The following is a 26237-nucleotide window of genomic DNA, read 5'->3' on the forward strand; positions in this document are numbered from 1 at the left end:
GGCTAGAAGTTCACCGCCACGGGGATCTGGTGCAGATGGGCGACGGCGGCGGCGTACACCTCCGTCAGGCGCGACGACGTGGCCTGCCAGCCGAACGCGGCGGCATGCGCGCGGGCGCCCTCCGAGAGGTGGTCGCGCCACCGCGGCGCGACCACGAAGCGGCTCAGCGCCTGCGCCCACTCGGCCGGGTCGTGGCCGTTCACGAGCACGCCGGAGACCCCGTCGCGGACGGCGGTGCGCAGCCCGCCCACGGCGGCGGCCGCCACGGGGGTGCCGCAAGCCTGGGACTCCAGCGCCACGAGGCCGAACGACTCGCTGTAGGAGGGCACGACGGTCACCGAGGCGGCCCGGTACCAGTCGGCCAGCTCCTCCTGCGGCGCGGGCGGCACGAGCCGGACGACGTCGGCGATGCCCAGCTCGCCGGCCAGCTCCGTGAGGATGGAGGGCCTGGCCAGGCCGTTGCCCGAGGGTCCGCCCACACAGGCGATCACCAGCCGCTCCCGCAGCGAGGGATCGTCGATGAGCATCCTGGAGGCGGCGCGCAGCAGCACGTCCGGTGCCTTGAGCGGCTGGATCCGGCCCACGAACAGCAGCACGTGCGCGTCCTGCGGCAGCCCCAGCCGGTGCCGGGCGGCGCCCTGCGAGGCGGGCTGGAAGACGGTCAGGTTGACGCCGGGGTTCACGACGGCGACGCGCTTCTCGGGGGCGCCGTACAGGCCGATGAGCTCGCGGGCCTCGTCCACGGTGTTGGCGACCAGCCGGTCGGCGATGTCCACCACCTGCTGCTCGCCCACCACCCGAGCCTGGGGCTCCGGCTTGTCGCCGGCGGCGAGCAGGAGGTTCTTGACCTTGGCCATGGTGTGCATGGTGTGCACGAGAGGCACGCCCCAGCGCTCCTTGGCCAGCCAGCCGACCTGGCCGGACAGCCAGTAGTGGGAGTGGATGACGTCGTAGCGGCCCGGCTCGTACATGGCCTCCGTGCGCAGCACCTCCGACAGGAACGCGCAGAGCTGGCTGGGCAGGTCGGCCCGGTCCATCTCCTCGTACGGCCCCGCGGTCAGGTGGCGGACGAGGACGCCTGGGGCGAGTTCGGCCACGGGTGGCAGGTCGCGCGCGGTCGACCGGGTGAAGATCTCCACCTCCACGCCGAGTTGAGCCAGCCGTTTGGCCGACTCGACGATGTACACGTTCATGCCGCCGGCGTCGCCCGTACCGGGCTGGTCCAGCGGCGACGTGTGCATGCTGATGGTCGCGACCCGGCTGACCCGTCGTCGCCTCACTCGACACCACCTCCAAGCGGATTACAACTATCCAAATTTTTGCGACATTCCCGACATGCAGTCACAATCGGGGGTTCAACGGCTCCGGCCCTCCTGCGACGGCCCCGCCCGCGGCGTGCTGGCAGGATGTTGGCCATGCGTAGAACAGCTGTGGTGACCGGTGCGAGCAGCGGTATCGGGGAGGCGACCGCGCGCCGGCTCGCCGCCGAGGGTTACGAGGTGGTGGCGGGCGCGCGACGCCGCGACCGGCTCGACAAGCTGGCCTCGGAGGTGCCCTCGATCAGGCCGGTGACGTTGGATGTGACCTCGCAGGAGTCGGTGGACGCGCTCGCGGGCTCTCTCGATCGTTGCGACGTGCTGATCAACAACGCCGGTGGCGCGCTCGGTCTCGATTCGGTCGCGGAGGGGCGGCTGGATGACTGGCAGCGGATGTACGACACGAATGTGCTCGGTTCTCTTCGCATGACCCAGGCGCTCGTTCCCAAACTCGTCGAGTCGGGTGACGGCGTGCTGGTGATGCTGACCTCCACGGCCGGGCTGACGTCGTACGAGGGCGGGGGCGGCTATTGCGCGGCCAAGCACGCCCAGACCTCGATGGTCGAGACGCTCCGCCTGGAGCTGGTCGGGCAGCCGGTGCGCGTCATCGAGATCGCGCCGGGCATGGTGAAGAGCGAGGGGTTCGCGGTCAACAGGTTCGGCGGCGACGCGGCCGCCGCCGAGCGCGTCTACGCGGGCGTGCCCGATCCGCTGTCCTCCGACGACGTGGCCGACGCGATCGCCTGGTGCGTCACCAGGCCCGCCCACGTGAACATCGACCGCATGGTCATCCGCCCCCGTGCCCAGGCCGCGCAGCACAAGGTGCACCGCGTCAGTGCCTAGACCGGCCGGATCCGGGTCAGTGCCCAGACCGGCCGGATCCGGCAAACCGGTCGGCACGGTGACCCGGGGCACCACCGGGCACAACCGGCTACGGCGCTCGGACCGGTGGATCGCCGCCGTGCACGGTGGCCTGCTGCGCGCCGCGGACCGGCCGCTCGTCGTGGATCTCGGGTACGGCGCCTCGCACACGACGACGCTGGAGCTGTTCACCCGGCTGCGCCGGGTCGCGCCCACGGTCGAGGTGGTGGGGATCGAGATCGATCCGGCCAGGGTGGCGGTGGCGAAGCCGTACGAGCGGGAGGGGCTGAGCTTCCGGCTGGGCGGCTTCGAGCTGCCCGTCCCGCGCCCGCCGACGCTGGTGCGGGCGTTCAACGTGCTGCGGCAGTACGGCGAGGCCGAGGCGTGGCGCTACTGGGACCTGCTGCGGAGCGAGCTGGCTCCTGGCGGCGTCCTGGTCGAGGGGACGTCGTCGGAGAACGGGCGGCGCGCGGTCTGGGTGGGACTCTCACCGGAAGGGCCCAGGACGGTCACGTTCTCCGCCCGTTTCGACGCCTTCGAGCGGCCTTCCGACCTGGCCGACCGGCTGCCCAAGACCCTCATCCACCGGAACGTGCCCGGTGAGCGTATTCATGCGTTCCTGAGCGACTTCGACCATGCCTGGGCGGTCAGCGTGCCCTACGGGGTTCATGGGCTGCGGCAGCGCTGGCTGGCCTCCGTGCAGCTGCTGGCCCGATCGTGGCCGGTGCCGCCGCGGCCGCCGCTGGGCGGTGCGGCGAGATGGCGGCTGGGCGAGCTGACGCTGCCCTGGACCGCCGTCAGTCCGTCACAAGTGGTCTAAATCTTACTATTTCGCACAGGTGATCTCCGGTATATGGTCCAGATGCGATCTAACTCGTTCAAGTTCGGTCGCAATCTGTCGGGGGAGTTCAGGACGTTCCTCGTCAAGGAGCCGAGATGAGCAGATTCTCGGGCTGGGTCCGCCGGATGACGGCGGTACTGGTCCTCTCCGGAGCAGTCGTCGCCTTACCCGTGCAGGACGCGCTGGCCGCGCCCCCGCTCACCACCCCGTGGACCGCCGAGGTGACCCCGGCCAACGCCCTGCCGGACTATCCACGGCCACAACTGGTCCGCGCCGAATGGCAGAACCTGAACGGCCTGTGGCAGTTCGCGGGCACGGGCTCGATCACCACCCCGCCGGTCGGGCAGAGCCTCGCCGAGCAGGTGCTGGTGCCGTACCCGATCGAATCGGGGCTTTCGCGCATCCAGCGGCACGAGGACCGCATGTGGTACCGCAGGACGTTCACCGTCCCCAGCGCCTGGTCGGGCCGCCGGGTGCGGCTCAACTTCGGCGCGGTGAGCTGGGAGACCAGGGTCTGGGTCAACGGCACGTCGGTCGGCACCCACACCGGCGCGTACGACCCGTTCTCCTTCGACATCACCCCGGCGCTCACGGCCGGCTCGAACGAGATCATCGTCGGCGTGCACGCCCCGGTGGACTCGGCCGGAGTCCCCATCGGCAAGCAGCGCCGCTCCCCCAGCGGCATCTTCTACACCGCGCACTCCGGCATCTGGCAGACCGTGTGGATGGAGCCGGTCAACGCCGCGGGCATCACGCGCCTGGACACCGTGCCCGACGTGGCCGCCGGGCAGCTCGACCTCGTCGTGCAGGCGGCGGGCGCCTCGGGACAGCAGGTGCGGGCCGAGGTCATGACGGGCGGGAGCGTGGTCGGCACCGCGACCGGCGCGATCGGGGCGCACCTGCGGGTCCCCGTGCCGAACACGCGGCTGTGGACGCCTGACGACCCCTTCCTGTACGACCTCAGGGTCACGCTGACCGGAACCGGCGGCGGCGACGCCGTATCCGGATATTTCGGGATGAGGTCGGTCGGGAAGGCCATGGTCGGCGGCGTGCTGCGGCCGACCCTGAACGGCAGGTTCGTCTTCCAGATGGGCACCCTCGACCAGGGCTACTGGCCCGACGGCATCTCGACCGCGCCCACCGACGCCGCCCTCCGCTTCGACCTGGAGCAGCAGAAGGCGCTCGGCTTCAACACCGTGCGCAAGCACATCAAGGTCGAGCCGGCCCGCTGGTACTACTGGGCCGACCGCCTCGGCCTCATGGTCTGGCAGGACATGCCCGCGATGCGCACGGGCGTCAGCCCCTCGACGGCCGACCGCGCCAACTTCGAGAGCGAGCTGCGCCGCATGGTCGACCACCTGCGCGGCATCACCTCGATCGTGCAGTGGATCCCGTTCAACGAGGGCTGGGGCGAGTACGACCCCGCCCGCATCGCCGACCTGGTCAAGGGCTGGGACCCGAGCCGCCTGGTGAACAACAACTCCGGCTCCAACTGCTGCGGCTTCGACGGCGGCAACGGCGACGTGGCCGACGACCACATCTACGTGGGCCCAGGCACGCCCCAGCGGCCCAGCGCGACGCGGGTGGCGGTGCTCGGCGAGTTCGGCGGCCTCGGCCTGGCCAGTCCGGGGCACCAGTGGCCGGGGACCGGCTTCGCGTACGAGATGACCTCCGACGCCACGGCGCTGACCAACCGCTACGTCTCCGTCAACGAGCAGCTCAAGCCGCTGATCGTGAACAACGGGCTGTCGGCGTCCATCTACACCCAGCCGACCGACGTCGAGAACGAGATCAACGGCCTGTGGACGTACGACCGCAGGATCCTGAAGATGAACGCCGACCGCGTGCGCACCGTGAACCGCTCGGTGATCCAGGCGGCCACCGGCCTCGCCGCGGGCAGCCTCGTCTCACTCCGCGTGACCACCTCCGGCTACACCGACCGCTACCTGCGGCACCAGAGCTCGCTGGCCCGCACCGACGTGGTCACCGCGGCCGGCGCGGACGGCCTCAAGCAGGACGCCACGTTCTGGGCGCGGCCCGGTCTGGCGAACGGCGCCTGCTTCTCCTTCGAGTCCCGCAACTTCCCCGGCCAGTACCTGCGCCACTCCGCCTCTCGCGTGCGCAAGGACGCCCGCGACGGCACGGCCCTGTTCGACCAGGACGCCACGTTCTGCGCCCGCGCCGCGCTGGCGGGCACCGGCGTGTCGCTGGAGTCGCTCAACCAGCCCGGCTCCTTCCTGCGCCACTACGCGGAGGAGGTCTACATCGCGCGCAGCGGCGGCCCGAACGCCTGGGACGCCGCCGGCTCGTTCGCCGCGGACGCCACCTGGCTGCCCAGCACGCCCTGGTGGCGCAGCGGCGCCGACCTGACGGCAGGGGCGGCCCAGTCGCTGCGCGTGACGACCCCCGGCTTCACCGACCGCTACCTGCGGCACCAGGACTCCCTGGCCAGGACGGACGTGGTGAACGCGGCCAGCCCCGAGGTGCTCAGGCTGGACGCGACGTTCTACGTGCGGCGCGGGCTGGCGGACGGCAGCTGCTACTCCTTCGAGTCACGCAACTTCGCCGGCCACTACCTGCGCCACGCGGACTTCCGGGCACGCAAGGACGCGCGTGACGGGACGGCGCTGTTCGACCAGGACGCCACGTTCTGCGCCCAGCCGCCCCGCGCCGGGTCCACGGGGGTCAGCCTGGCCTCCTACAACATCTCCGGCCACCACATCCGCCACTACGCCGAGGCCGTCCACATAGCGGTGCCCGGCGGACCGCACGCCTTCGACGCCCCGGCCGGCTACGACCAGGACGTCACCTGGGCCGTCGCACCACCGTGGGCGCCCTGACCCGAGCGCTCCCGCCCGGCGCGGCCGCCACCGCGCCGGGCGGCTCAAAAAGGCGGCTCGGGGCGCGGCTCGACCGACACACGTTCAGGACAGCCGCGCCTCGAAGACCCCGTAAGCATCCGCGTCGAACAGGACGAACCTGACATCGTCCACGGCCGCGCCGGACTCCCGGACCGCGTCGAGGGCGATCCGCGCCGCGTCATCCATGGGCCAGCCGTAGATGCCGGTCGAGATCGCCGGAAAGGCCACGGACGCGGCCCCGAGGGAGTCGGCCACCCGCAGCGACTCCCGATAGCAGGAGGCCAGCAGCTCGGAGCGGTCCTCCGACGCCGAGTGGACCGGCCCGACCGTGTGGATCACCCACCGCGCGGCCAGCCGCCCCGCCGTCGTGGCCACCGCCTGCCCGGTCGGCAGGCCCTTGCCGTAGTGGGCGGCCCGCAGCTTCCTGCACTCCTCCAGGATCTCCGGCCCGCCCCGGCGGTGGATGGCGCCGTCCACGCCGCCGCCGCCCATCAGCGAGGAGTTGGCGGCGTTCACGATGGCCTCCGCCCGCTGCTCGGTGATGTCGCCTCGTACCAGAGTGATCTTCATCTCACAGAGCCTGCCCGTTCGCCCCCGCGTTGCACCATCGATCTCGCTCAGGACGACGACACCGCACGTCACAGGCCCGCTACACAGGGAGACGCGGCGACCCGGATGCCAGCTCGACGCCTTGTAGAGCTAGTCTGAAGGGCGTGAAGGGTCTTGGCGAGCTTGAGCGCAGCATCATGGACATCCTCTGGGCGGAGAGCGGCGCGCTGACCGCGCGCGAGGTCGGACGGCTCATCGCCGACCGCGATCTCGCCCCCACCACGGTGATGACCGTGCTCGACCGGCTCACCCGCAAGGGCTTCCTTGAGCGGACCCGCGACGGCCGCGCGTGGCGCTATCAGCCCGCGGCGAGCCGTGACGCCTACATCGCCGAGCTTATGCTGGAAGCATTGGACCTGACGGGCGACCGATCCGCCGCCCTGACCCGCTTCGCCCAGGCTGTCTCTGGCACCGAGGCGGAGATCCTGCGTAGAGCCCTCACGGAGCTGGAGGACGAGTGATCACGGCAGTGGTGCTGGCAGCGCTCGCCACGGCGTGCGCGCTCGGCTCCTGGCGTTTCACCACAGCCGAGTGGACCTCACGGGCACCACGGCTGGCCATCATCGTCTGGCAGTCCCTGGGCGTGGCCTGGGGCCTGGCCACCACCGGCGCCATGCTCGCCTACGCCGTCCAGCCCTACGGCGTCAGCGTGCTGCCCGGCCTGGTCGCGTTCGCGCAGGGGAAGCCGCCGGTCCAGGCGTGGGACCCGCTGCACGTGCTGGCCCTGATCGCCGGGCTCACCTCGCTCGCCGTGCTGGTCGTGGTGCTGCTCACCGCGGGCGTGCAGGCGCTGCGTGCGCGCAGGCGGCACCGCATGCTGCTCGCGCTGATCTCCCACGACGACCCGGGCGTGCCGGGCGTGCGGGTGCTGGCCCACCCGGGGGCCGCGGCCTACTGCGTGCCCGGGCTGCGCTCGCAGGTCGTGGTCAGCGAAGGGGCGCTCAAGCTGCTGTCGGAGGACGAGCTGGCGGCCGTGCTCGCGCACGAGGCCGCGCACGTGCGCGAGCGCCACGACCTGGTGCTGCTGCCGTTCGCCGCGTTGCGCAGGGCGCTGCCCTGGTCGAAGGTGGTGGCCGACGCGCAGGCCCAGGTGGAGCTGCTCATCGAGATGGCCGCCGACGACCGCGCCCGCCGCTACTGCTCGCCGCGCAGGCTCGCCACGGCGCTGCTCAGGTTCGGTACGGCCGGCGCCATGCCGACCCCTCACGGCATGCTGGGCGTCCACGCCCACAACGTCATGGCCAGGGTCGATCGCCTGATCAAGCCGGGTCCCGAGCTCGCCACGTCGGTCCGTTCCGGATACATCGCACTCTCTGTGACATTGGTCACCGCCACTCCCTTCCTGTGGGTTATCCAGCTCTAACGTGCTTGCTGGGGTTAATCACGCGTTTGCAATTGCAAGCACCGCGCGGCAGACTAGAGGCATGGCACTACCCAAGGTCGGCTCGATCGGTGAATACATCCGCGAGCAGCGGCAGCAGGCGAAGATCTCGCTTCGCCAGCTCGCTGCGGCGGCGGGGGTCTCCAACCCCTACCTGAGCCAGATCGAGCGCGGGTTGCGTAAGCCGAGCGCGGAGATTCTCAACCAGATCGCGAAGGGTCTGCGGATCTCCTCGCAGGCGCTCTACGTGCAAGCGGGCCTCATCGAGGACCGCGAGCCGCCCAGCGACGTGATCACCGCCATCAGAGCCGACGCTCTGCTCAGCGAACGGCAACGCCAAGTGCTGATCGACATCTACGAGTCGTTCCGGAAGGAGAAGCGCACCGAAGACGAGCAGACCTCCCAGAACGCTCGCCCTCGGCACGACTCCGGATCGGACGACGAGCCGCTGCCCGAGGAGTTTCTCGCCGCACTTGAGCCCTTCGCGGCGACCCCAAGCAACGGCAACGTCACCCAGGAAACCAAGGAAGGTTAACTCATGACGCTCGCCACCGAGGTCAAGAAACTCACCGAGTCCAAGCCGTTCTACGCCGTCGCGGGTGTCGGCGACTTCGCGGTGGAGAAGCTGCGCGAGCTGCCCGACCAGCTTCTGAGGCTTCAGTCGCGCCGCACCGAGATCGCCAAGGACCTGCCCGAGCGGGCCCGCGCGGCCGCCGACAGGGCCGAGGGCATCGCCAGGGAGCTCCCTGAGAAGGCCCGCGAGTACGCCGACCTTCTCGGCCACAAGGCCACCGAGGTCTACGAGGACTTCGCCTCGCGCGGCCGCAAGGTCGTCAGCAAGGCGAGCGGCGAGGCCGCCCTCGAGCTCGAAGAGGTGTCGGTGGCCGCTGAGCCGCCCGTCGCCGAGCCGGTCGAGCCGGTCAAGAAGACCCGCACCACCAAGGCCAAGGCCTGATCCGACAGTGAGGCCCGTCTCCCATCGGGAGGCGGGCCTTTCCGTTCGAGGGTGCCCGCCTGTCGGGGGTGCCTATTAGGCTGAAGCCGATTTCATCGCGGCGTTGGGCGGAGCCAACAACATGAATTTGATCAATGGTGTGTTCAACCTTCTCTTCTTGGTGCTCGCCGCCATCATCTTCGGCATGTCGATCTACGCGCTGGTGCACGCGTTCCGGGTGCCGACCAATGCGTTCACCTCGGCGGGCAAGCTGCAGAAGAATCTCTGGCTGCTGATCCTCGTGCTGGCCACGCTGTTCTCCGGCGCGGGCGCGTGGAGCTACTTCAACGCCTTCATGATCGTCGGCAGCGCCGACTTCATCGGCATCGGCCTGGGCTTCTTCTCGATCCTGGCCGTCATCGCCGCCACCATCTACATCGTGGACGTCAAGCCCGCCGTCAAGGGCATGGGCGGCCGGGGCGGCAACAACGGCCCCTACGGGCCCTGGTAAGGCTTACACGTAGGTCACACCAGCTCGCTCGCGAGCCACGCGGCGATGCGCTCGTGCCCGGCGGCCGTGGGATGCACGCCGTCGGGCAGCATCACGTCCGACGGCCGGCCCGTGACCCAGCGCTCGCGCATCGGGTCGAGAAACGGCACGCCCTCCCGCCCGGCGGCCCGCGCCAGGGCGTCGCGCACCCGATAGGCCTTCGCCGGCGCGCCGTCCAGCCAGATGGGGCCGACCATGACGATCCTGGTGCCCGGCCAGTGCGCGCGCACGTCCTCCACCAGGCGCTCGGCGGCGCGGCCCACGCGTACGGTGCTCCAGCGCTGGTCGTTGTGGCCGCCGGAGAGCACCAGCACGTCGGGCTGCGGGCGCCAGGCCAGCTCCACCTCGAAGGAGCGCTGGAACGTCCGCCCCACCCGGCCGCCGTTGAGATAGCCCGTGCCGCCCGCTCCCGCGATGACCGGCTGCCAGCCCAGCAGGCGCCCGGTCTCCGACGCGTACGTCCGCCACGCCGGCACCGGCCCCGACCCCACGGTGAAGCTGTCGCCCACGAACATGAGCACGGGCGCCACCTGCCGCGCCGGCACGGCGGGCGTGACGGGCGAGCGCGCCGGGGTACTGCCGGCGACCGCGCCACTGCAGCCGGACAGCGCCATCATCGCGATGACCGGCGCGATCCGGGAACGACGCGTCAGGCCGCGCATGACCACCTCGGGCACTAAGCTGCCGATATGACCCACGACCTGCACGGACGCACAGAACGACTGGAACTGTCGGACCAGAATCTGCGTGACTTCGAGGCCGTCGTGCTGGACGCGACGCCTGAGGGGATCGTGCTCAGCAGGTCGGCATTCTATCCGGGCGGAGGCGGTCAGCCCGCGGATCACGGCGTACTGATCTGGCAGGGCGTGGAGACCCGCATCGCAGGGGTGCGCAAGGGCGACGACCTCTACCTGATCCCGGCGGAGGGCGACCCGATCCCGCCCGCGGGGACTGTGGTGGAGGCCGCGGTGGCGGACGCGCGGCGCTCGGCGCTCATGCGTACGCACTCGGGGCTGCACGTGCTGTGCGGGGTCGTGTTCAGGGACTACGGCTGCCTGGTCACCGGCGGCAACATGGACGAGCTCAGCGCCCGGATGGACTTCGACCTGCCCGAGGTGCCCGCCGGGTTCAAGGAGGCCGTGGAGGCCGCCTGCAACGCCGAGATCGTCGCCGACCGGCGCATCGACGTGCGGGTCCTGCCTCGTAAGGACGCCTTCGACATTCCCGACATCATCCGTACGGCCACCAACCTGGTGCCGGAGACCGTGGCGGATGTCCGGATCGTCGACATCGTCGGCCTCGACACGCAGGCGGACGGCGGCACCCACGTGGCCTCGACCAAGCAGATCGGCCACATCAAGGTCGCCAAGATCGAGAGCAAGGGCCGCGGCTTCCGCCGCCTGCGCATCCAGATCTCCGACTAGCGCCCCTCGATCAGCGGGGTCAGCCCGTCGAGCAGCGGGCGCAGCCCGAACTCGAAGAGCCAGTCGAGGTCGAGGTCGAAGTCGCCCAGCTCGGCGAGCATCTCGGCCAGGGCCGGGCTGCCCGTCGTGATCAGCCGCAAGAGATCTTCCTGGCCCTCGACCCACTCGTCGCCGGTGACGCCGGTGGCCGCCTTGGCCTGCCGCTCCAGCTCGATGTGGGTGGCGATGCCCTGGACGTAGCTGTAGATCAGGATCTGCACGTACATCTTGGTCTGGGCGTCGACGCCGGTGCTCCGCAGCGCCTCCATGACGAACTCGCTGTGCCTGAGCAGGCTGGGCGAGGCCAGCGGCCGCGTCAGCGGCGTGACCCCGGCCGACCACGGGTGGGCCCGATAGACCGCCCACTGCAGGCGGGCCGAGATCTCCAGCCGGGCCCGCCACTCCGGCGGCGCGTCCCCGGGCAGCGGGAACCGGCCGATCGCGGTGTCGATCATGAGCATGACCAGGTCCTCCTTGCCGGCCACGTGCCGGTAGAGGGACATGGTCGCCATGCCGAGCGCGTTCGCGACCCGGCGCATGGTCAGCTCCGCCAGCCCTTCCGCGTCGGCGATCTCGATGGCCGCGCGCACGATGCGCTCACGGACCGGATCGGGCACCGAGGCGGCCGCCCGCCGCGTCCCCTTACCACCGGAAGCCCCCTCGCCCGCACCGCTGGAAGTCCCCTCGCCTGCCTTCATCCCGGTCTCCGCGCGCGGGCCCGCCCCGACGCTCCCCGCGTGCGGATCCGCCACGATGCTGCCCACGCGCGGCTCCGCCACCACCACGCCCTCCTGCGCCAGGCGCGTGAGCACCTTGGCGGCCGTGGCCAGGGCCACGCCCCAGTCTCTGGCGAGCTGCCTGGTGGAGGGCACCCGATCGCCGGGGCGCAACCTGCCGTCGGCGATGCGCTGCTTGATGTCGGCCGCCATGCGCGCGCCCGGATTCGTCATGAGCCCTCCCTGTACTAGTACAGATCTTCGCACATTACCGTTGTCAATTGCTGTCTGTACGCCGTACATTCAGTCCTGCGTACAACGTCAACAGCAAGGAGCGCACCATGAAGGTCCTCATCTCCGGAGCGAGCGTCGGCGGCCCCGTCCTGGCCTACTGGCTGCGGCGGCACGGGCACGACGTGACGGTCGTCGAGCGGGCCCCGGCCCCGCGCAAGGGCGGCCAGGCCATCGACATCAGGGGCGCCGCGCTGACCGTGGCCGAGCGGATGGGCGTGCTGGAGGAGATCAAGAAGCTGCGCACGACCATGCGGGGCATGTCGATGGTGGACACCCAGGGCAACGAGCTCATGCGCGACGAGCAGGCCACGCTCAGCGGCGGCGCGTTCGACAGCCCGGACGTCGAGATCATGCGGGACGACCTCAACGGCATCCTCATGGCGGCCTCCGACGCCACGTACCTGTACGGCGACTCGATCGCCACCCTGGCCGAGGACGGCGAGGTCACCTTCGAGGGCGGCGGGAGCGGCCGCTACGACTACGTGATCGGCGCCGACGGCCTGCACTCCAACGTGCGGCGGCTGGCCTTCGGCGACGAGTCGCAGTTCCTGCACCACCTCGGCACGTACCTCTCCATCTACACCGCCCCCAACTTCCTCGGCCTGGACCACTGGCAGACCTGGTTCAACGAGGGCCAGGCGGGCGGCGCGCTCTTCAGCGACCGCGACACCAGCGAGATGCGGGTCAACCTGGGCTTCAGATCCGATGTGATCGACTACGACTACCGCGACATCGAGCAGCAGAAGCGGCTCATCCAGGAGCACTGCACCGGGGTCTATGAGGCGCCCAGGCTGCTGGAGGCCATGTGGAAGTCCGATGACTTCTACTTCGACTCCATGGCCCAGGTCAAGATGGAGCACTGGTGCAAGGGGCGGGTCGCGCTCGTGGGCGACGCGGGCTACTGCGCCTCGCCGCTGTCGGGGCAGGGCACGAGCCTGGCCATCGTGGGGGCGTACGTGCTGGCTCAGGAGCTCGTCGCGGACCGGGCGACGGCGTTCGAGCGCTACGAGGAGCGCATGCGCCCGTTCGTGACCGCCAACCAGGCGCTGGCCCTGGAGAACCCCGGCCAGGGCGCGGCTCCGGAGAGTGTTCAGCGGGCGGCCGGCAGCATCTCGCTGGACTGAGAAGTCCGAACCGATACGATTTGCCGCCATGACGGGTTTCAGACTCACGATGGCCACCCTGGTGGCCACCGCTCTGACGTTGACCGCCGCCCCCGCTGTGGCCGCGGAGGCCGGGATCACCGACGAGGTGACGATGACCCTCGGCAAGAACGGCATCCTGCACGTGGTCGAGAAGATCGGCGGGGCGTCCGGGCAGCTCAAGCGGATGTTCATCACCAGGACGCGCTACGACGACAGCAACGACCGCGTCTACCGGATCTCGAACGTCAAGGGCGGCACCCTCGCGGGCGACGTGCTCACCGTGACGGGCCAGACCGTCGAGTACGACGTCATGGGTGCGGTGACCAGCTCGGGCGGCGTCGAGGAGCTGCGCTGGTTCGCCGTGAACGGCTGGAACACCCAGGTCGCCAAGGCGACGGTCAAGGTCGACGGCCCAGGGCAGGTGCAGAACCTGTCCTGCTTCGCCGGCGAGCTGACCTCGGCCATCGGCTGCACCTCCGCCTCCATGGACCACTCGGCCACCCAGGCCGACTTCGAGCAGGAGAACATCGGCCAGGGCCAGGCCCTGACCGTGGTCGTCGGCTATCCCAAGGGCTCCAGCGGCGGCACGCCCATCCTGGAGAAGCGCTTCTCCCTGGCCGCCGCCTTCACCCTGAACACCGTCACCGGCGGCGCCCTGGCCGGCCTGCTCCTGCTGCTGCTCGGCGGCCTGGGCCTGCTCTACTGGACGCGGGGCCGCGACGCCAGGGTCGCCGGCCACGAGAGCGGCGCGCTCGATCCGGTGCAGAACGGGCACTTCTCCCCGCCCGACGGGGTGCGCCCCGGCCAGATCGGCACGCTGGTGGACGAGCAGGCCGACGTGATCGACGTGACCGCCACCATCGTGGACCTCGCGGTCCGCGGCTTCCTGCGGATCGACGAGCAGCCCCGCCAGACCTACGACGCGCCCGACTGGCTGCTCGTCCGGCTGCCGAACGCGCCCGTCAACACGCTCCTGCCGTACGAACTCGCGCTCTACCAGGCCATCTTCGACGGACGGGACGCGGTGCTGCTGTCGCAGCTCTCCGGCGCGTTCGCGAGCCATCTGGGCAAGGTACGCGACGCCCTGTACGCCGACGTGGTCAAGCAGGGCTGGTTCGCCCGCCGCCCGGACACCGAGCGCACCAGGTGGACGACGATCGGCGTGATCCTGATCGGGATCGGCCTGGTGGCCACGGTCGCCCTGGCCTGGTTCACCACGTACGGGCTGCTGGGCCTGGGCCTGGTCATCGCGGGCGGCGCGCTGGCCGTCGGCGGCCAGTACATGCCGGCCAAGACGGCCAAGGGCTCGGCGGCGCTGGCGCACACGATGGGCTTTCGCGAGTACCTGTTCTCCGGCGAGCTCGGCGAGGTGCCCGAGCAGCACCGGGTGGAGCTGTTCTCCCGCTACCTGCCCTACGCGGTGATCTTCGACGGGGTGGAGCACTGGTCGCGGGTGGTGGCCTCGGTCACCGGCAACGGCCACCCGTCCGACAACCTGTACTGGTACCACGGGCCGGCGGAGTGGGACCTGTCCAAGTTCGCCGGGTCGATGCGCACGTTCACGACGACGACCTCGGGCGCCATCTCCGCCACCCGCCAGTTCCGCACGCTCTAGCGGATCCGCAGCTCCCCGACCGGGCGGCCGCCGCCGAGCACCGGCGGGACGGCCAGCTCGGCCAGCTCGGGAGAGTCCAGGCCGAGCGAGCGCAGCGCCGCCACCGTGACGGGGACACGGGCGCGCGGCGAGCCGTCCTCGATCTTGACCGTCCCGGCACGCCCGTCCTCGAACGCGAACGCGTCGAACGCCTCCGCGCCCGCCTTCAGCATGAGCCCGGGCAGCGCGCGCATGAGCTTGGCCTCGGGCCGGTCGGTGCCCGACGTCCACTCGGGATAGGTGCGCATGGCCTCGAAGATCTTGCGCTCGTACGAGTCCTCCGACGACATCGGGAACGACCTGAACGCCTTGACCACGCCCAGCATCGACACGAAGAACAACGGCGCGCCGCACCCGTCCACGCCGGAGGCCGCGATCCGCTCGCCGGTCAGGTCCTCCACCGTGTGCCTGATGGCGCGCTGCAGCGGGTGCGCGGGCTCCAGGTAGGTGGTCAGCGGCCAGTCGTTGAGCACGCAGGTGGCCAGCATGGCCGCGTGCTTGCCCGAGCAGTTCATGTAGACGCGGCCGCGCTCGGTCGCCGCCCGGTCGAACGGGTAGTCCTCGGGACACAGCAGGGCCGACTCCTCCAGCCCCGCCCCGGCCAGGATCTTCCGCACGCCGTCCACGTGGAACGGCTCCCCCGAGTGCGAGGCGCAGGCCAGCGCGAGCAGCTCGCCCTCCAGGCGCAGCCCGGCGCGGAGCATGCCGAGCGCCTGCAACGGCTTCATCGACGACCGTGGCGACGCGGGAACGTGCACCGCGCCCCGAGCCTCGACCGGGCGTCCTTCCGCGTCCACCGTCAGCATGCGAGCCTGATGCGTGGACTCCACGAACCCGGACCGGACAACTTCCACAACCATCGACATTTCACTTCCCCTTTCGGCATGAGTCTACGGACCGGTTTTGCCGGTGTTTTTCCTGGTCCAGAATGGGGACTCATGCGAGCAGTGGTGCAGCGGGTGAGCTCGGCGTCGGTTGAGGTCGAAGAGCGTGTGGTCGGGGCGATCCAGGAGCCGGGGCTGCTGGTCCTGGTGGGGGTCACGCACACGGACACGCGGGCCGAGGCCGCCAAGCTCGCCGCCAAGCTCTGGGGGCTGCGCATCCTGCACGGCGAGAAGTCCTGCTCCGACGTCTCCGCGCCGCTCCTGGTGATCAGCCAGTTCACCCTGTACGGCGACGCGCGCAAGGGCCGGCGGCCCACGTGGCAGGCGGCGGCCCCTGGGCCGGTCGCCGAGCCGCTGGTGGAGGCCGTGGTGGCGGAGCTGCGCGGGCTGGGCGCGCACGTGGAGACGGGCGTGTTCGGGGCCGACATGCGGGTGTCGCTCGTCAACGACGGCCCGATCACCCTCGTCCTCGACGTCTGACACGGTCCGAGGCCGGAAGCGCCGTCGCCGTCGCACAGGCCAGAAGCGCCGTCGCCATCGCACGGGCCGGAAGCGCCGTCGCCATCGCACAGGCCGGAAGCGCCGTCGCCGTCGCACAGGCCGGGAGCGCCGTCGCGCCGGGAGCGCCGTCCTGGCGCGCCCTTCGGCGGCCCGCTGAGCGGCCGGGCCCTGGCTGGAGGGCCCGGCCCGGGGTCAGCGGATGCGGCGGCGCAGTGACGGGTCGATGCTGACGTTGCGGCCCGCGTCCGGCGGCACGACGACCTCCTGCGCCGCGGCCACCCCACCGGCCAGCAGCGGCGCGTCCACCGGGACCGTGCGCTTGACCACGGCCAGCGCGATCGGCCCGAGCTCGTGATGCCGGGCGGCCGAGCCGACCACACCGACCTCCTGGCTCTCGAAGATCACCGGAGCGCCGTGCACCGGCAGGGTGTCGACGCTGCCGTCGAGGTGCAGGAACACCAGGCGGCGCGGCGGATGCCCCAGGTTGTGCACCCGGGCCACCGTCTCCTGGCCCCGGTAGCAGCCCTTGCTCAGATGCACGGCCGACCCGACCCACGCCACTTCGTGCGGAATCGTCTTGTGATCGGTCTCGAACCCCAGCCGCGGCCGATGCGCCTCGATGCGCAACGCCTCGTACGCCCACAGCCCCGCCACCGGCTTGCCCAGATGCTCGGCCAGCTCAGCGCGCGGCACCAGGAAGTCCTCGTCGGCCGTGGACAGCACGGCCAGGTCGTCGGCCCGCGTCACCTCGACCCGCAGCATGAACCGCATGCGGTCGAGATAGTCGACGAGGCTCTGCGCGGTGCCCGGCTCGACGTGGGCCAGCAGGCTCTCGCCGTCGTCGACCAGCGTCAGGTGGTGCAGCACGCGGCCCTGCAGATCGAGGTCGAGCGTCTGCGTCCACTCACCGGGGGCCAGCTTGTCGAGCTTTTGCGAGGTCAGGTCGTTGAGCCATTTCAGCCGGTCCGCGCCGGAGACCCGGATCACCTCGCGGTTGCTGCGGTCGACGACCGCCTCGCCCTTGGCCAGCGCGCGCTGCTCGGCGAACAGATCGCCGTAGTGCGCGGCTACATCGGAGTCGGGCCCGTCGGCCGCGACGGCGCCGGGGAGATCGAGCAGAGGGCTACGCATGTCTTCCAGGCTAGCGGCAGTTGCGGCAACGGCCGAAGACGGTCAGGTGATGGACGTCGGCGCTGAACCCCAGCTCCTCGTCCAGCCCCTTGACCAGCCCTTCCGCCAGCTCCGGCCGCACCTCGAACACCTCGTCGCAGCCCCGGCACACCAGATGCACGTGATCGGACTCGGAGGCCAGGTGGTAGGTCGGCGCGCCGTGCCCGAGATGGGTGTGGGTGACCATGCCGAGCTCTTCGAGCAGCTCCAGCGTGCGATAGACCGTCGAGATGTTCACGCCGCGGGCCGTCTCGCGGACCTTGACGCAGATCTCCTCCGGAGTGGCGTGCTCCAGCGCCTTGACCGCCTCCAGGACGAGCTGGCGCTGGGGAGTGACCCGGTAGCCCTTCGCACGGAGTTCTTCGTGCCACTGCGTCTCCGTCATGACCCGAGTGTACGGCCCGGTGATATTCACTTGCCCGTTTCGCGCAGGAGCGCATAGCTTCGTTGGTACGCGGAAAGGAGGTGGTCCAAACAATGGTGATTCATAGTTGGACTAGCGAGGTGGTTGTCCGCTGACGTCGCGGACTGTTGTCTCGTGCCGTTAGGCGAATTCGAGGCAACCACCGGGGCCCCTGGCAGCCGGAGGGCGGGATCTCATCCTGACCCGTTGGTCCATCCGGCCCGCCTGCACGGCAGGCGGAGTGTTGCCCGGGGCCCTCTTCATGTCCAGGGCCAGTACTGATGTCCCAGGGCCAGGGCCCGAATGCCGAATGACCCAGGCCGGCGCTCGATGTCCGAAAGGTCAGTGCTCGCCTTCAGTGCTCGCCGCGGGCCGGCAGGCCGAGCTTGGCACACGCGTCCTGATAGAGCCGCACCACGGCCTTGCGGACCTGGGCCCGCTCGGTCAGCGTCTCCCCCCAGGGCACCCGCACCCGCTCCCCTCCGTCCACGGTGAACTCGATCGCCTCGGCGTCCACGTCACTCGTCACGGCCGAGGCGGCCTCGGGCCGCCCGCCCAGCGCACGCACGATGAGCAGAGAGTCGTCGGCGTGGTCGTCATTCATGTGGCGCTTGATCGCCTCGACGGCGTCAGCGGTGAAAGGCGTGCTCATACCGGCTCAAGTTACCTTCTTCAGCTCCGCCGACATATGGTCGGTCAGCGGATGGCCGACGGCCGCCATCTCGTACGCCCACATCAGGTTGCCCTTGACGAGGCCGTAGAGCCGGTGGCCCGCGGTGTACTCCTTGGCCGTGGCGGTGCGCGCGACGACGTCCGTACGCAGCTCGATCTTGTGGAAGACGACCTCGCCGACGTAGATCTCGACGACCCCGGTCGGGTGCGCCAGCACGACCTCGACCTGCCTGCCGGGCTGCGGCCGCCAGTAGCCCGACTCGGTCGCCAGCGGCCTGACCCGGTTCCCGTCCTGGTCGAGCAGCCAGGTGCGGCTGACGTAGCTCAGGAACGGCTTCCCGTTGTGCCCGAACTCGATCTCCTGGCCGAAGTTGAAGCTCTCGATGGTCGGGTAGCCGCCCACCCCCGCGCCTTCCCACCGGCCGAGCAGGAACGCGATGGGCTCCAGGTCAGGGTGCACCTCAGGTTCTTCCATGGTGGTCAAGGGTAGTGCTCCTGACCCGCCGTACGACGGCGCGTACGAGCATGCTCCTCCTCCGTGCGCGGGCGGCGGGGGTTAGGGTGACGGACATGGCACGATCACTGGTGATCAAGGTGACCGCCGGAGCCGACGCCCCCGAGCGCTGCAACCAGGCGTTCACGGTCGCGGCCGCGGCGCTCGCGAGCGGCGTACCCGTTTCTCTGTGGCTCACCGGCGAGGCGTCGTGGTTCGCGCTGCCGGGGCGGGCCAAGGAGTTCAGCCTGCCGCACGCCGCCCCGCTGCCCGACCTGCTCGACGCCATCCTGGCGGCCGGACGGGTGACGCTGTGCACGCAGTGCGCGGCCCGCAGGAACATCACCGTGGACGACCTCATCGACGGGGTCCGCATCGCGGGCGCGCCCGCGTTCGTCGAGGAGGCGGTCAGGGAGGGAGCCCAGGCGCTGGTCTACTGACCGGCCGGTCCTGCCGGGCTAGAGGCCGGCGGGGTGCCTGCGGATGAGCCTCGCGGTCCGTACGGACGGGATGTGCGTGAGAAGCGGCGTGTCGTTCATGGTCATGTTCCTTCCTTGTGCCGTGGCAGGGGCTGGCCGGTCTCCAGGAGGGTCTTGAGGCCGGCGACCAGCTCGGGCCAGCCGCCGCTGACCGCCGCCCTGACGGCGCTGCCCGCCTCGAAGCCGCCGTGCACGATGGTCAGCTTGACCATCTCCCCCAGCGGCTCGATCTCGAAGGTCACTCTGGACCTGGGCTCCGCCGCCATCCGTGCGCGGGTCTCCTCGCTCAGGCCGGCCTCTTCGGCGAACTCCGGCGTGAACGTGTGCCAGGTGTAGGCCAGGCGGCGGCCGGGCTCGGACTCCAGCACGACCTGCTCGGGATCCGCGATCGTGACGCCGCCCTGCTTCCAGGTGAGCGCGGACCCGGCCGTCCACTCGGACTCCAGCGCCACCCCCCAGTAGCGCTCGGTGAAGGCGGGCTCGGTCAGCGCCTGCCAGAGCCGTTCAGGGGTGGTCTTGATGTAGGTGGTGTAGACGAAGTCGTGCTCTCCCATGGGGTGCTCCTCCAATGCCGTCTTGAGGGCGGCCAGCGCGCCGGCCCTGCGGCGGTCGTACTGGTTGATCCAGCGGTCGGCGATGGCGTTGATCGGCACGGCGTTGAGGTGGTGCAGCTTCTCCCGGCCCCGCCACGCGGTGGTCACCAGGTTGGCCGACTCCAGTACGGCCAGATGCTTGCTGACCGACTGCCTGGCCATGTCCAGCCGGGCGCACAGCTCGCGCAGGGTCTGCCCGTTGCGCTCGTTCAGGCTGTCCAGCAGCCTGCGGCGACTCGGGTCGGCCAGCGCCTTGAAGACCTCGTCCATGGACCGCCATCCTGACATGCAGCCGATTGGCTGCATGTCCGACAATAGGCAGCCATCCGGCTGCATGTCAACGGGGTCAGGCCCGGCGATCCGGCCTGCGCGTGGCTCTGAGCAGCCCGCGCGCCGTGGCGAGCGCGGCGGAGCCGACCGCGCCGACCAGGGGCTCGCGCTCCTCCGCCGCCGTGGGCCCCGAGTCGGGATGGGCGGGCGTGCCGCATCCGGCGCGGCAGGCTTCGAGCTGCGCCGCGAACGCCATCCCCAGGAAAAGCGCGATCGAGCTGAGGAACGACCACAGCAGCAGCGCCATGACCGCCGTCAGCGGCCCGTACGTGTCCCCGAACGTGCCGTTCAGCTCCGTGTACAAAGCCAGCGCCAGCGTGAACAGCGTCCAGAGGCCGAGCGACACCAGCGCGCCGGAGGCCAGCCACGTGTGCCCCGGCTGCCTGCGCCTGGGCGAGGCGCGGAACATCGTGACGGTGGACGTCAGCGCGAGCAGGAAGCCGACCGGCCAGCGGGCGACCCCGAAGGCCTCGCGCGCCCCCGCGCCCCAGTCGTACACCTTGGCCAGCGCGTGGCCGAGCTCGCCGCCGCCGACCAGGACCGTGAACCCGGTGATCATGCAGACCCCGGCGGTCAGGGCGAGCACGGCCGCCCTGGCGTACTTGCGGTGGAACGGCCGGTCGCGCTCGACGCCGTAGATCCGGTTCGAGCCGCGCTCGAACTGCGCCATCGCCGTCGTCAGCGCCGCCAGCGTGGTCGCCAGGCCGAGCCAGAGCGCCAGCTCGTCCCCGGTACGGTTCCCGCCTCCCAGCGCCTCTGTGACCGCCTCCGCGCCGCCTCCGGGCACCAGGCCGCTCAGCGTGAGCTTCAGCACCCGGCCGAGCTCCTCCTGATGGACGAGCGCGCTCAGCCCGACCAGCGCGATGGCGCCGGGGATGATGGCCAGGCAGAGCTGGAAGGCCAGCGCCCGCGCGTGGCTCATGCCGTCGCCGTACCTGAACCTGATCAGCGAGTCACGGGCGAAGTGCCAGCCGCCGTATTTGCGCAGGGTCTCCCACGCGTCGTCGGCGGCCAGCTCGGCACCGCTCATCGTACGCGTCTGGGGGACGGTGACAGTGGATCCCACGGCGCACGCTCTACCCCGCTTCGGGGGATTCACCAGACTTGCCGTGAAACGGCCGCCGCGCCCGGCCGGAGCGCGGCGGCGTCGATCAGGCCGGTACGACGGCCGCCAGGCGTTCGCGGCGCAGCGCCTCGTAGCGCGAGTCGTCGAGCGGCGCCAGCTCCCCCGCCCGCCACGACAGCAGCAGGTCCGCCAGCGCGGGATTGCGGGCCAGCGCGGGCCCGTGCAGGTAGGTGCCGACGACGTGGCCCGCGTAGCAGCCCTCGAAGCCGTTGCCGTTGCCCACGCCCACGCTCGTCTTCGACAGCGGCCGGACCCCGGGACCCAGGTGGGTGACGCCCATGTGGTTCTCGAAGCCGGTCAGCGTGGGCAGGTTGAGTGCGGCGTCCACCTCGGCCACCAGCTCGCCCACGGCGCGCGCGGGGCCGCGCGTGCTGGCGATGTCGAGGAGCGAGATCCCGTCGACCGGCTGCCCCTCCTCACCGCCGAACGTCGTGCCCATGATCTGGTATCCGGCGCACACGGCCAGCATGGCGGCGCCGCCGGCGATGGCCCGGTGCAGGCCGCCGTCCCTGCGCAGCCGCTCGGCGGCCAGGATCTGCGGGCGGTCCTCGCCGCCGCCGATGAGGTAGATGTCGCCGCTCTCCGGGACCGGGTCGGCCGAGCGTACGTGGATCGTCTCCGTCTCGATCCCCCTGCGCTGCGCGCGCTGCTCCAGGACGAGCACGTTGCCCTGGTCACCGTACGTGCTCAGCAGGTCGGGGTAGATCCAGACGATGCGAAGGGCGCTGTCAGACGGCACGACCGAACTCCGATCGGATCGCTTGGAAGGCGGTGTAGTTGGCGATGACGTCCACCCGGCCGGGCGGCTGCATGGCCAGCGCCTCCGTGAATGAGTCGCACAGCGTGAAGGGCACCTCGGCCACGTCGAGCCGCAGCGCCAGGTCCAGGCGGCGCTGGCCGGTGACGAAGACGGGACGGCCGCGCAGGATGCGGTAGTCGACGTCCCACAGCCACGAGGTGTCGCGGCCGTCGGGGCCCTGCGCGTTGACCGACAGGATGATCGGGAACTGCGGGTCGGCGACGTCGAACGCCTCCAGCCAGCCCGCCGGGTTCTTCGCCAGCAGCAGCCGCGCGTGCCGGCCGTCGCGCTCGACGGTGGTGTAGCGGCCCGCCACCGAGGTCACCTCGCGGAGATGGGGCAGCGCCCGCTCCACCGGCAGCCCGAACGCCTCGGCCACGGCCAGCGCCATCACCGCGTTGGAGCGGTTGGCCAGGCCGGGAAGCTGGATGTCGAGATGCCACCGCTGCCCGCGCGGATCGACCGCCACCTCGTCGTCGATGGCCCACTGCGGCTCGGGCCGGTGGAACGTGCACTCCCTGCACGCCCAGTCCGCGTCCTTGCGGTCGAGCGGGCCGCCGCACTCGGGGCAGCACCAGGAGTCTTCCTTCCACCGCTGGCCGCCGGCGACCCAGGTGACCTTGGCGGCCGTGGAGGCGCCCCAGGTCACGAGCGGGTCGTCGCAGTTGGCGATGACGTGGGTGGGCTTGCCGGACAGCGCCCTGCGCCACTTCTGCGCGAGCAGCCAGATCTCGGCCGCGCGGTCCATCTGGTCGCGGCTGAGGTTCATCAGGCAGACGACGCTCGCGCCGGTGGTGTCGAGCACCTCGGGCAGGTATTTCTCGTCCACCTCCAGCACGCCGTAGGGTGCGCCCTTCTGCTCGGACAGCGCGGAGACGTGACCTGCGGGCATGTTGGCGCCGAACGCGTTGGTGGCCACCTCGCCGAGCTCGAGCAGCGCCGAGGTGATCAGCCTGGTCGTGGTGGTCTTGCCGTTGGTGGCGCTCACCAGGGCCAGCTTGCGGTCACGGGCCAGCTTGCGCAGCAGATCTGGCTCGAGCAACAGGCCGACCCGCCCGCCGATCACCGAGCCGTCACCGCGCCCGGTCATCCTGGACAGTGTGGCGGCACTGCGGCCCAGGGCGCTGGCGAGCTGAGCCCGCAGAGGAAGCTGGGTCATGCCCAAGGATCCTAGTCGGCGTTGGCCGTTGATCTGATGACGCACACGAAAACACGGCGTTCCGGTGCCGGCTTCACGTGCTGGGGGAATCGGCGAAAGCGATCTCCGGGGCGCCTCCGTGGTCGAACGGGAGCACGAAACGGCGCGGCCACGAGAGCACCCCCTCCAGCCACCCGGCCCCCATCGTCTGCCCCACGTGCCGCAGCCGGGCCGACGACTCGATGCCGATCGCGACCGTCGTGACGTCCCGCTGGACCGCCTCATTCTCGTCGTCCCCGAGGATGACCCGCCAGGCCAGCGCGCGGTTGTGGTCCACCTCCATCGACAGCGGGTGGTGCCGCAGCGCCTTGGCCCGGTGGCCGAGCAGCTCGGTGTGGACGAGGTCGCTCGATCCCGCGCCGTCCGGCAGGCGGAAGAGCGCGTACTCCATGGGCGGGGCGGGGCTGCGCAGGTTCGGGGCCGGCTGGCCGTACGGGAAGAGCCTGTCCACCTCGTGCAGCCAGCGCACCTGCGGGATGACCCACGCGGCCCCCGGCCGCTCGCCGCCGCTCTCGACCGCGGACAGCAGCCGGTTTGCCGTCTCCGCCGCCTTCTCCGTGAGCAGCGACGGGTCGAACCAGCTGCGCAGCGACCAGGCCCGCCGCTGGACCGAGCGCTCGACCAGGGTGGCGAGCAGGCACTCCCTGCGCCGGGCCGGCAGGTCGGACCAGCCGGCCGCCAGGGCGCGCGGCACGCCGGGCAGCGGCCGGTTGCTGACGAAGGCGAGGACGACCGTGTCGCACCAGATGCGCAGCCAGGCCCAGTCGGGCGAGTCGGCGAGCACGTCGGCCTCGCGCAGCTCCACCAGCGTGCAGGCCAGCCCCGTGCGGCACTGCTGGCCGCACGCCGCCGACCTGCGGCCGCGGATGGGCGGCGGCGGTCCCGGCAGGACCTTCTCCCTGGACTCCCCCAGCGGTACGCGGACCCGCAGCGGCCGGTCCATCCCGTCGGCGAACACCGCCGCCGAGCCCGGCTGGAGCGAGACGACATGGCGGGACTGCTCGTCGCTGAGGTTCATGGCGGCGCCGACGAGCTTCCTGTCGTCCTCGGCGGGCAGCCGGTGCACGACCTTGAGCGCGGTGTTCTTCACCACGTCGGGGACGAGCTTGGTCGGGATCTGCTCGGCCACCACGATGCCCTCGCCGTACGCCCTGATCTCCGCGAGCAGGCCGGCCAGCAGCTCCACCGCGTGCGTCGAGGCCCGCCCGTGCCCGCGGTCGCGCAGCAGCCGGTGGGCCTCCTCGATCACGATCACGTGGCGCAGGCCGGTGGTCTTCTCCTTCCTGGCCCGCATCCGCAGGTGCTCGACGATCCTGATGATCAGCGTGCCCATGAGGAACGCCTTGTCCTCGTCGTTGGCCACGTCCTCGATCGCCAGCACGACGTCGCGTTCGAGCAGGCCGCCGATGTCGGCGGGGTGCCCGCCCTCGAAGAAGCGCCCGGCCGAGCCGACGCGCAGGGAGCGCAGCCTGAGCGAGATGAAGCCCTCGACGTCGGCCTGGACCTCGCGGCCGTACCCGATCTCCTTGATGACGTCCATGGCGTGCTGCTGGAGCTGTTCGAGGTTGGGGATGCTGGGCGGGACGTTCGAGCCGGGCACCGCGCCGCCCGTGACGACGTCCCAGCCGGTGGCCTCGTAGACGCGCTGCAGGGCCAGCGACATGATCTGCGGGAACGGCTCCTCCGCGTCGAACGCCGCCATGAACAGCGCTCTGACCATGTCGATGTGGGCCTGGACCGGGTAGCCGGGCTCGGGTTCGAGCGGGTTGATGCTGAGCGGCACGCCGTCGGGGGCCGACGGGTTGATCACCGTGACCGGGTCGTCGAGGCGGCCGGCCATGGCGGCGTACTCGGACTTGGCCGGCTCGATGGCCAGCCACGGGATGCCGGCCCTGCTGAGCTGCTCCAGCAGGTGCCTGACGGTCTGGGACTTGCCGGAGCCGGTGGCTCCGGTCACGAACGCGTGCCTGTTGAGCGTGGCCAGCGGCACCCTGAACGAGCCGACGCCCCTGTCCTGGCCGTCGAGGATCTCGCCCAGCTCCAGCTCGCCGCCGTCCGCCTCGGAGGTCACGTCGAAGAAGCCGGAGTCCAGCACCCGTACGCCGGGGACCTCGCGCCTGGGCAGCCCGGCCAGCGCCGCGAGCGCGCCCGCGGTGGCCGCGAACGGGGCCGCGGCGCCGTCGGCCGGGTCCTGCATGGTGATCGCCAGCGCCTCCGACAGCGCGTAGACGGCGCCGTGCGAGCTGCGCAGCCGGTAGGGGTGGTGGCTCATCTCGACGGAGCCGACCAGGACGGGCGCGATCTGCCGCAGCTCGTCGGCCGTGGCGCCGCCGGCCAGCACCCGCACGTTCCACAGCCCCGCCTCGCGGAAGGCGTCGAGCTCCTGCATGCGGCGTTCGGCGCGCTCGGCGTCGAAGCGGGAGCGCTCGGAGGCGTCGCCGTACTGCCTGAGCACGTTGAGCTGCGTACGCAGGTGCGCCACCTCGGCGTCGAGCAGGTCGGTCGGCTCGGCCACCACCAGCCAGGCGAACGGCCTGGACATGAGCGTGACCAGCGTCGACTCGAACAGCGTCGGCCGTTTCAGCTCGTCAGGGTCGAGGTCGGCGTACTCGCGCCCCCTGCTGCCGAGCGGCGGCGCCTGGCGGCCTGGACACGGCGTCCACACCAGGTCCGCCAGGTCGGCGAGATACTCCTCGTCGAGCTGCACCCCGCGCGCCCCGCCGGGGAACAGCAACGGCTGCGGCCCGCTCTGGCGGTCGGGCGCGTCGGTCGCCCTGCGCGGCTGTCGCGGCGGCGACAGCGGCCCCGCGTTGGTGATGAGCTCCAGCGGCGCGCCGGAGCCTCGCGACAGCCACCCGATCACGAACGGGCGGTCGCGCTGCGCGGCCGACAGCACCGCGGGCAGCACGGTGACGAAATCCCACTCGGCCGACGAGCTTCGCGAGGGTGCTGCGATCGACTGGA

General features: G+C 71.1%; 27 protein-coding genes. 13 read left to right on the top strand and 14 right to left on the bottom strand.

Annotated features, from left to right (window positions below; translation table 11 throughout):
* Positions 1-2 precede the first annotated feature (2 nt).
* Entirely contained in the window at positions 3-1280 is a 1278-nt protein-coding gene (gene mshA / locus ABEA43_RS03095) for a D-inositol-3-phosphate glycosyltransferase (protein WP_425570146.1), read from the bottom strand.
* A gap of 135 nt (positions 1281-1415) precedes the next feature.
* Here mshA and ABEA43_RS03100 point away from each other — a divergent pair, with 135 nt between their 5' ends.
* From ABEA43_RS03100 to ABEA43_RS03110, 3 genes are all read left to right on the top strand, one after another.
* Positions 1416-2159 (top strand): SDR family NAD(P)-dependent oxidoreductase, encoded by a 744-nt coding sequence (locus ABEA43_RS03100; protein WP_345558374.1) that lies wholly within the window; start codon positions 1416-1418, stop codon positions 2157-2159.
* 19 nt (positions 2160-2178) lie between these two features.
* The gene (locus tag ABEA43_RS03105) at positions 2179-2997 is read left to right on the top strand and encodes a class I SAM-dependent methyltransferase (RefSeq protein ID WP_345558376.1); all 819 of its coding nucleotides are present in this window, start codon (positions 2179-2181) and stop codon (positions 2995-2997) included.
* A gap of 116 nt (positions 2998-3113) precedes the next feature.
* Positions 3114-5858: an AbfB domain-containing protein gene (locus ABEA43_RS03110; RefSeq protein WP_345558378.1), complete on the top strand. Its 2745-nt coding sequence runs from the start codon at positions 3114-3116 to the stop codon at positions 5856-5858.
* 84 nt (positions 5859-5942) lie between these two features.
* Here ABEA43_RS03110 and ABEA43_RS03115 read toward each other — a convergent pair whose 3' ends face one another.
* Entirely contained in the window at positions 5943-6449 is a 507-nt protein-coding gene (locus tag ABEA43_RS03115; protein ID WP_345558380.1) for an O-acetyl-ADP-ribose deacetylase, read from the bottom strand.
* Positions 6450-6592: 143 nt separating this feature from the next.
* On the opposite strand from ABEA43_RS03115, the gene ABEA43_RS03120 reads away from it, so the two are divergent.
* The 5 genes from ABEA43_RS03120 (at position 6593) to ABEA43_RS03140 (ending at position 9314) form a co-directional block, all read left to right on the top strand.
* Complete coding sequence (locus tag ABEA43_RS03120) at positions 6593-6949, top strand: BlaI/MecI/CopY family transcriptional regulator (protein ID WP_345558381.1); 357 nt, start codon at positions 6593-6595, stop codon at positions 6947-6949.
* Positions 6946-7851 carry a M56 family metallopeptidase gene (locus ABEA43_RS03125; RefSeq protein WP_345558383.1) on the top strand — a complete coding sequence of 302 codons (906 nt, stop codon included), beginning with the start codon at positions 6946-6948 and terminating at the stop codon, positions 7849-7851. Before ABEA43_RS03120 ends, ABEA43_RS03125 begins: the two co-directional genes overlap by 4 nt.
* A gap of 61 nt (positions 7852-7912) precedes the next feature.
* On the top strand, positions 7913-8404 hold the full coding sequence (locus ABEA43_RS03130; RefSeq protein WP_345558385.1) for a helix-turn-helix domain-containing protein: 492 nt from the start codon (positions 7913-7915) through the stop codon (positions 8402-8404).
* Between the two features lie 3 nt (positions 8405-8407).
* Positions 8408-8824 carry a hypothetical protein gene (locus ABEA43_RS03135; protein ID WP_345558387.1) on the top strand — a complete coding sequence of 139 codons (417 nt, stop codon included), beginning with the start codon at positions 8408-8410 and terminating at the stop codon, positions 8822-8824.
* A gap of 121 nt (positions 8825-8945) precedes the next feature.
* Positions 8946-9314: a DUF2516 family protein gene (locus tag ABEA43_RS03140; RefSeq protein WP_345558389.1), complete on the top strand. Its 369-nt coding sequence runs from the start codon at positions 8946-8948 to the stop codon at positions 9312-9314.
* A gap of 14 nt (positions 9315-9328) precedes the next feature.
* Here the strand turns inward: ABEA43_RS03140 and ABEA43_RS03145 are convergent, their stop codons facing one another.
* Positions 9329-10015: an SGNH/GDSL hydrolase family protein gene (locus ABEA43_RS03145; protein WP_345558391.1), complete on the bottom strand. Its 687-nt coding sequence runs from the start codon at positions 10013-10015 to the stop codon at positions 9329-9331.
* Between the two features lie 27 nt (positions 10016-10042).
* On the opposite strand from ABEA43_RS03145, the gene ABEA43_RS03150 reads away from it, so the two are divergent.
* Positions 10043-10777: an alanyl-tRNA editing protein gene (locus ABEA43_RS03150; protein ID WP_345558393.1), complete on the top strand. Its 735-nt coding sequence runs from the start codon at positions 10043-10045 to the stop codon at positions 10775-10777.
* Here the strand turns inward: ABEA43_RS03150 and ABEA43_RS03155 are convergent.
* Positions 10774-11766: a TetR/AcrR family transcriptional regulator C-terminal domain-containing protein gene (locus ABEA43_RS03155; protein WP_345558395.1), complete on the bottom strand. Its 993-nt coding sequence runs from the start codon at positions 11764-11766 to the stop codon at positions 10774-10776. The two genes, ABEA43_RS03150 and ABEA43_RS03155, sit on opposite strands and share 4 nt — an antisense overlap.
* 107 nt (positions 11767-11873) lie before the next feature.
* Here ABEA43_RS03155 and ABEA43_RS03160 point away from each other — a divergent pair, with 107 nt between their 5' ends.
* Together ABEA43_RS03160 and ABEA43_RS03165 are read left to right on the top strand one after the other, a co-directional pair.
* The gene (locus ABEA43_RS03160) at positions 11874-12950 is read left to right on the top strand and encodes an FAD-dependent monooxygenase (protein WP_345558397.1); all 1077 of its coding nucleotides are present in this window, start codon (positions 11874-11876) and stop codon (positions 12948-12950) included.
* Between the two features lie 28 nt (positions 12951-12978).
* Positions 12979-14586, top strand: coding sequence for a DUF2207 domain-containing protein (locus tag ABEA43_RS03165; protein ID WP_345558399.1), 1608 nt, complete (start codon positions 12979-12981; stop codon positions 14584-14586).
* Here ABEA43_RS03165 and ABEA43_RS03170 read toward each other — a convergent pair.
* Positions 14583-15491, bottom strand: coding sequence for an asparaginase (locus tag ABEA43_RS03170; RefSeq protein ID WP_345558401.1), 909 nt, complete (start codon positions 15489-15491; stop codon positions 14583-14585). The genes ABEA43_RS03165 and ABEA43_RS03170 overlap by 4 nt on opposite strands.
* Positions 15492-15563: 72 nt before the next feature.
* Here ABEA43_RS03170 and dtd point away from each other — a divergent pair, with 72 nt between their 5' ends.
* Positions 15564-15989 (top strand): D-aminoacyl-tRNA deacylase, encoded by a 426-nt coding sequence (dtd, locus tag ABEA43_RS03175; RefSeq protein WP_345558403.1) that lies wholly within the window; start codon positions 15564-15566, stop codon positions 15987-15989.
* Positions 15990-16202: 213 nt separating this feature from the next.
* Here dtd and ygfZ read toward each other — a convergent pair whose 3' ends face one another.
* The 4 genes from ygfZ to ABEA43_RS03195 form a co-directional block, all read right to left on the bottom strand.
* Complete coding sequence (gene ygfZ, locus ABEA43_RS03180; protein ID WP_345558405.1) at positions 16203-17141, bottom strand: CAF17-like 4Fe-4S cluster assembly/insertion protein YgfZ; 939 nt, start codon at positions 17139-17141, stop codon at positions 16203-16205.
* A 10-nt stretch (positions 17142-17151) separates the two neighbouring features.
* Complete coding sequence (locus ABEA43_RS03185) at positions 17152-17565, bottom strand: Fur family transcriptional regulator (protein ID WP_345558407.1); 414 nt, start codon at positions 17563-17565, stop codon at positions 17152-17154.
* Between the two features lie 373 nt (positions 17566-17938).
* On the bottom strand, positions 17939-18235 hold the full coding sequence (locus ABEA43_RS03190; protein WP_345558409.1) for a DUF2470 domain-containing protein: 297 nt from the start codon (positions 18233-18235) through the stop codon (positions 17939-17941).
* Positions 18236-18241: 6 nt separating this feature from the next.
* Positions 18242-18730 carry a heme-binding beta-barrel domain-containing protein gene (locus tag ABEA43_RS03195; RefSeq protein ID WP_345558411.1) on the bottom strand — a complete coding sequence of 163 codons (489 nt, stop codon included), beginning with the start codon at positions 18728-18730 and terminating at the stop codon, positions 18242-18244.
* Between the two features lie 95 nt (positions 18731-18825).
* Between ABEA43_RS03195 and ABEA43_RS03200 the strand changes: the two genes are divergently transcribed.
* Positions 18826-19188, top strand: coding sequence for a DsrE family protein (locus ABEA43_RS03200; protein ID WP_345558413.1), 363 nt, complete (start codon positions 18826-18828; stop codon positions 19186-19188).
* A gap of 101 nt (positions 19189-19289) precedes the next feature.
* Here ABEA43_RS03200 and ABEA43_RS03205 read toward each other — a convergent pair whose 3' ends face one another.
* The 5 genes from ABEA43_RS03205 to ABEA43_RS03225 all read right to left on the bottom strand — a co-directional run bounded on the left by ABEA43_RS03205 (position 19290) and on the right by ABEA43_RS03225 (position 26181).
* Positions 19290-20090, bottom strand: a complete 801-nt coding sequence (locus ABEA43_RS03205) for an ArsR/SmtB family transcription factor (protein WP_345558415.1) — start codon at positions 20088-20090, stop codon at positions 19290-19292.
* Positions 20091-20166: 76 nt separating this feature from the next.
* Positions 20167-21216, bottom strand: a complete 1050-nt coding sequence (locus ABEA43_RS03210; RefSeq protein ID WP_345558417.1) for a YihY/virulence factor BrkB family protein — start codon at positions 21214-21216, stop codon at positions 20167-20169.
* Positions 21217-21301: 85 nt separating this feature from the next.
* Positions 21302-22015 (bottom strand): type 1 glutamine amidotransferase, encoded by a 714-nt coding sequence (locus ABEA43_RS03215; protein ID WP_345558419.1) that lies wholly within the window; start codon positions 22013-22015, stop codon positions 21302-21304.
* Positions 22005-23234 (bottom strand): Mur ligase family protein, encoded by a 1230-nt coding sequence (locus ABEA43_RS03220; RefSeq protein ID WP_345558421.1) that lies wholly within the window; start codon positions 23232-23234, stop codon positions 22005-22007. Before ABEA43_RS03220 ends, ABEA43_RS03215 begins: the two co-directional genes overlap by 11 nt.
* Positions 23235-23307: 73 nt before the next feature.
* Complete coding sequence (locus ABEA43_RS03225) at positions 23308-26181, bottom strand: ATP-binding protein (protein WP_345558423.1); 2874 nt, start codon at positions 26179-26181, stop codon at positions 23308-23310.
* Positions 26182-26237: the final 56 nt, after the last annotated feature.

The organism is Nonomuraea rosea, from assembly GCF_039539705.1.
In the GTDB taxonomy this organism is placed as follows: Bacteria; Actinomycetota; Actinomycetes; order Streptosporangiales; family Streptosporangiaceae; genus Nonomuraea; species Nonomuraea rosea.

Bases quoted from the DNA above. Each gene is read 5' to 3' on its own strand.
- ABEA43_RS03145 (WP_345558391.1), bottom strand. From the start codon at position 10,015: ATGCGCGGCCTGACGCGTCGTTCCCGGATCGCGCCGGTCATCGCGATG.
- ABEA43_RS03200 (WP_345558413.1), top strand. From the start codon at position 18,826: ATGGCACGATCACTGGTGATCAAGGTGACCGCCGGAGCCGACGCCCCC.
- ABEA43_RS03115 (WP_345558380.1), bottom strand. From the start codon at position 6,449: ATGAAGATCACTCTGGTACGAGGCGACATCACCGAGCAGCGGGCGGAG.
- ABEA43_RS03195 (WP_345558411.1), bottom strand. From the start codon at position 18,730: ATGGAAGAACCTGAGGTGCACCCTGACCTGGAGCCCATCGCGTTCCTG.
- ABEA43_RS03185 (WP_345558407.1), bottom strand. From the start codon at position 17,565: ATGACGGAGACGCAGTGGCACGAAGAACTCCGTGCGAAGGGCTACCGG.
- ABEA43_RS03155 (WP_345558395.1), bottom strand. From the start codon at position 11,766: ATGACGAATCCGGGCGCGCGCATGGCGGCCGACATCAAGCAGCGCATC.
- ABEA43_RS03220 (WP_345558421.1), bottom strand. From the start codon at position 23,234: ATGACCCAGCTTCCTCTGCGGGCTCAGCTCGCCAGCGCCCTGGGCCGC.
- ABEA43_RS03140 (WP_345558389.1), top strand. From the start codon at position 8,946: ATGAATTTGATCAATGGTGTGTTCAACCTTCTCTTCTTGGTGCTCGCC.
- ABEA43_RS03190 (WP_345558409.1), bottom strand. From the start codon at position 18,235: ATGAGCACGCCTTTCACCGCTGACGCCGTCGAGGCGATCAAGCGCCAC.
- ABEA43_RS03205 (WP_345558415.1), bottom strand. From the start codon at position 20,090: ATGGACGAGGTCTTCAAGGCGCTGGCCGACCCGAGTCGCCGCAGGCTG.
- ABEA43_RS03130 (WP_345558385.1), top strand. From the start codon at position 7,913: ATGGCACTACCCAAGGTCGGCTCGATCGGTGAATACATCCGCGAGCAG.
- ABEA43_RS03100 (WP_345558374.1), top strand. From the start codon at position 1,416: ATGCGTAGAACAGCTGTGGTGACCGGTGCGAGCAGCGGTATCGGGGAG.
- ABEA43_RS03160 (WP_345558397.1), top strand. From the start codon at position 11,874: ATGAAGGTCCTCATCTCCGGAGCGAGCGTCGGCGGCCCCGTCCTGGCC.
- ygfZ (WP_345558405.1), bottom strand. From the start codon at position 17,141: ATGCGTAGCCCTCTGCTCGATCTCCCCGGCGCCGTCGCGGCCGACGGG.
- ABEA43_RS03170 (WP_345558401.1), bottom strand. From the start codon at position 15,491: ATGTCGATGGTTGTGGAAGTTGTCCGGTCCGGGTTCGTGGAGTCCACG.
- ABEA43_RS03135 (WP_345558387.1), top strand. From the start codon at position 8,408: ATGACGCTCGCCACCGAGGTCAAGAAACTCACCGAGTCCAAGCCGTTC.
- ABEA43_RS03110 (WP_345558378.1), top strand. From the start codon at position 3,114: ATGAGCAGATTCTCGGGCTGGGTCCGCCGGATGACGGCGGTACTGGTC.
- dtd (WP_345558403.1), top strand. From the start codon at position 15,564: ATGCGAGCAGTGGTGCAGCGGGTGAGCTCGGCGTCGGTTGAGGTCGAA.
- ABEA43_RS03165 (WP_345558399.1), top strand. From the start codon at position 12,979: ATGACGGGTTTCAGACTCACGATGGCCACCCTGGTGGCCACCGCTCTG.
- ABEA43_RS03150 (WP_345558393.1), top strand. From the start codon at position 10,043: ATGACCCACGACCTGCACGGACGCACAGAACGACTGGAACTGTCGGAC.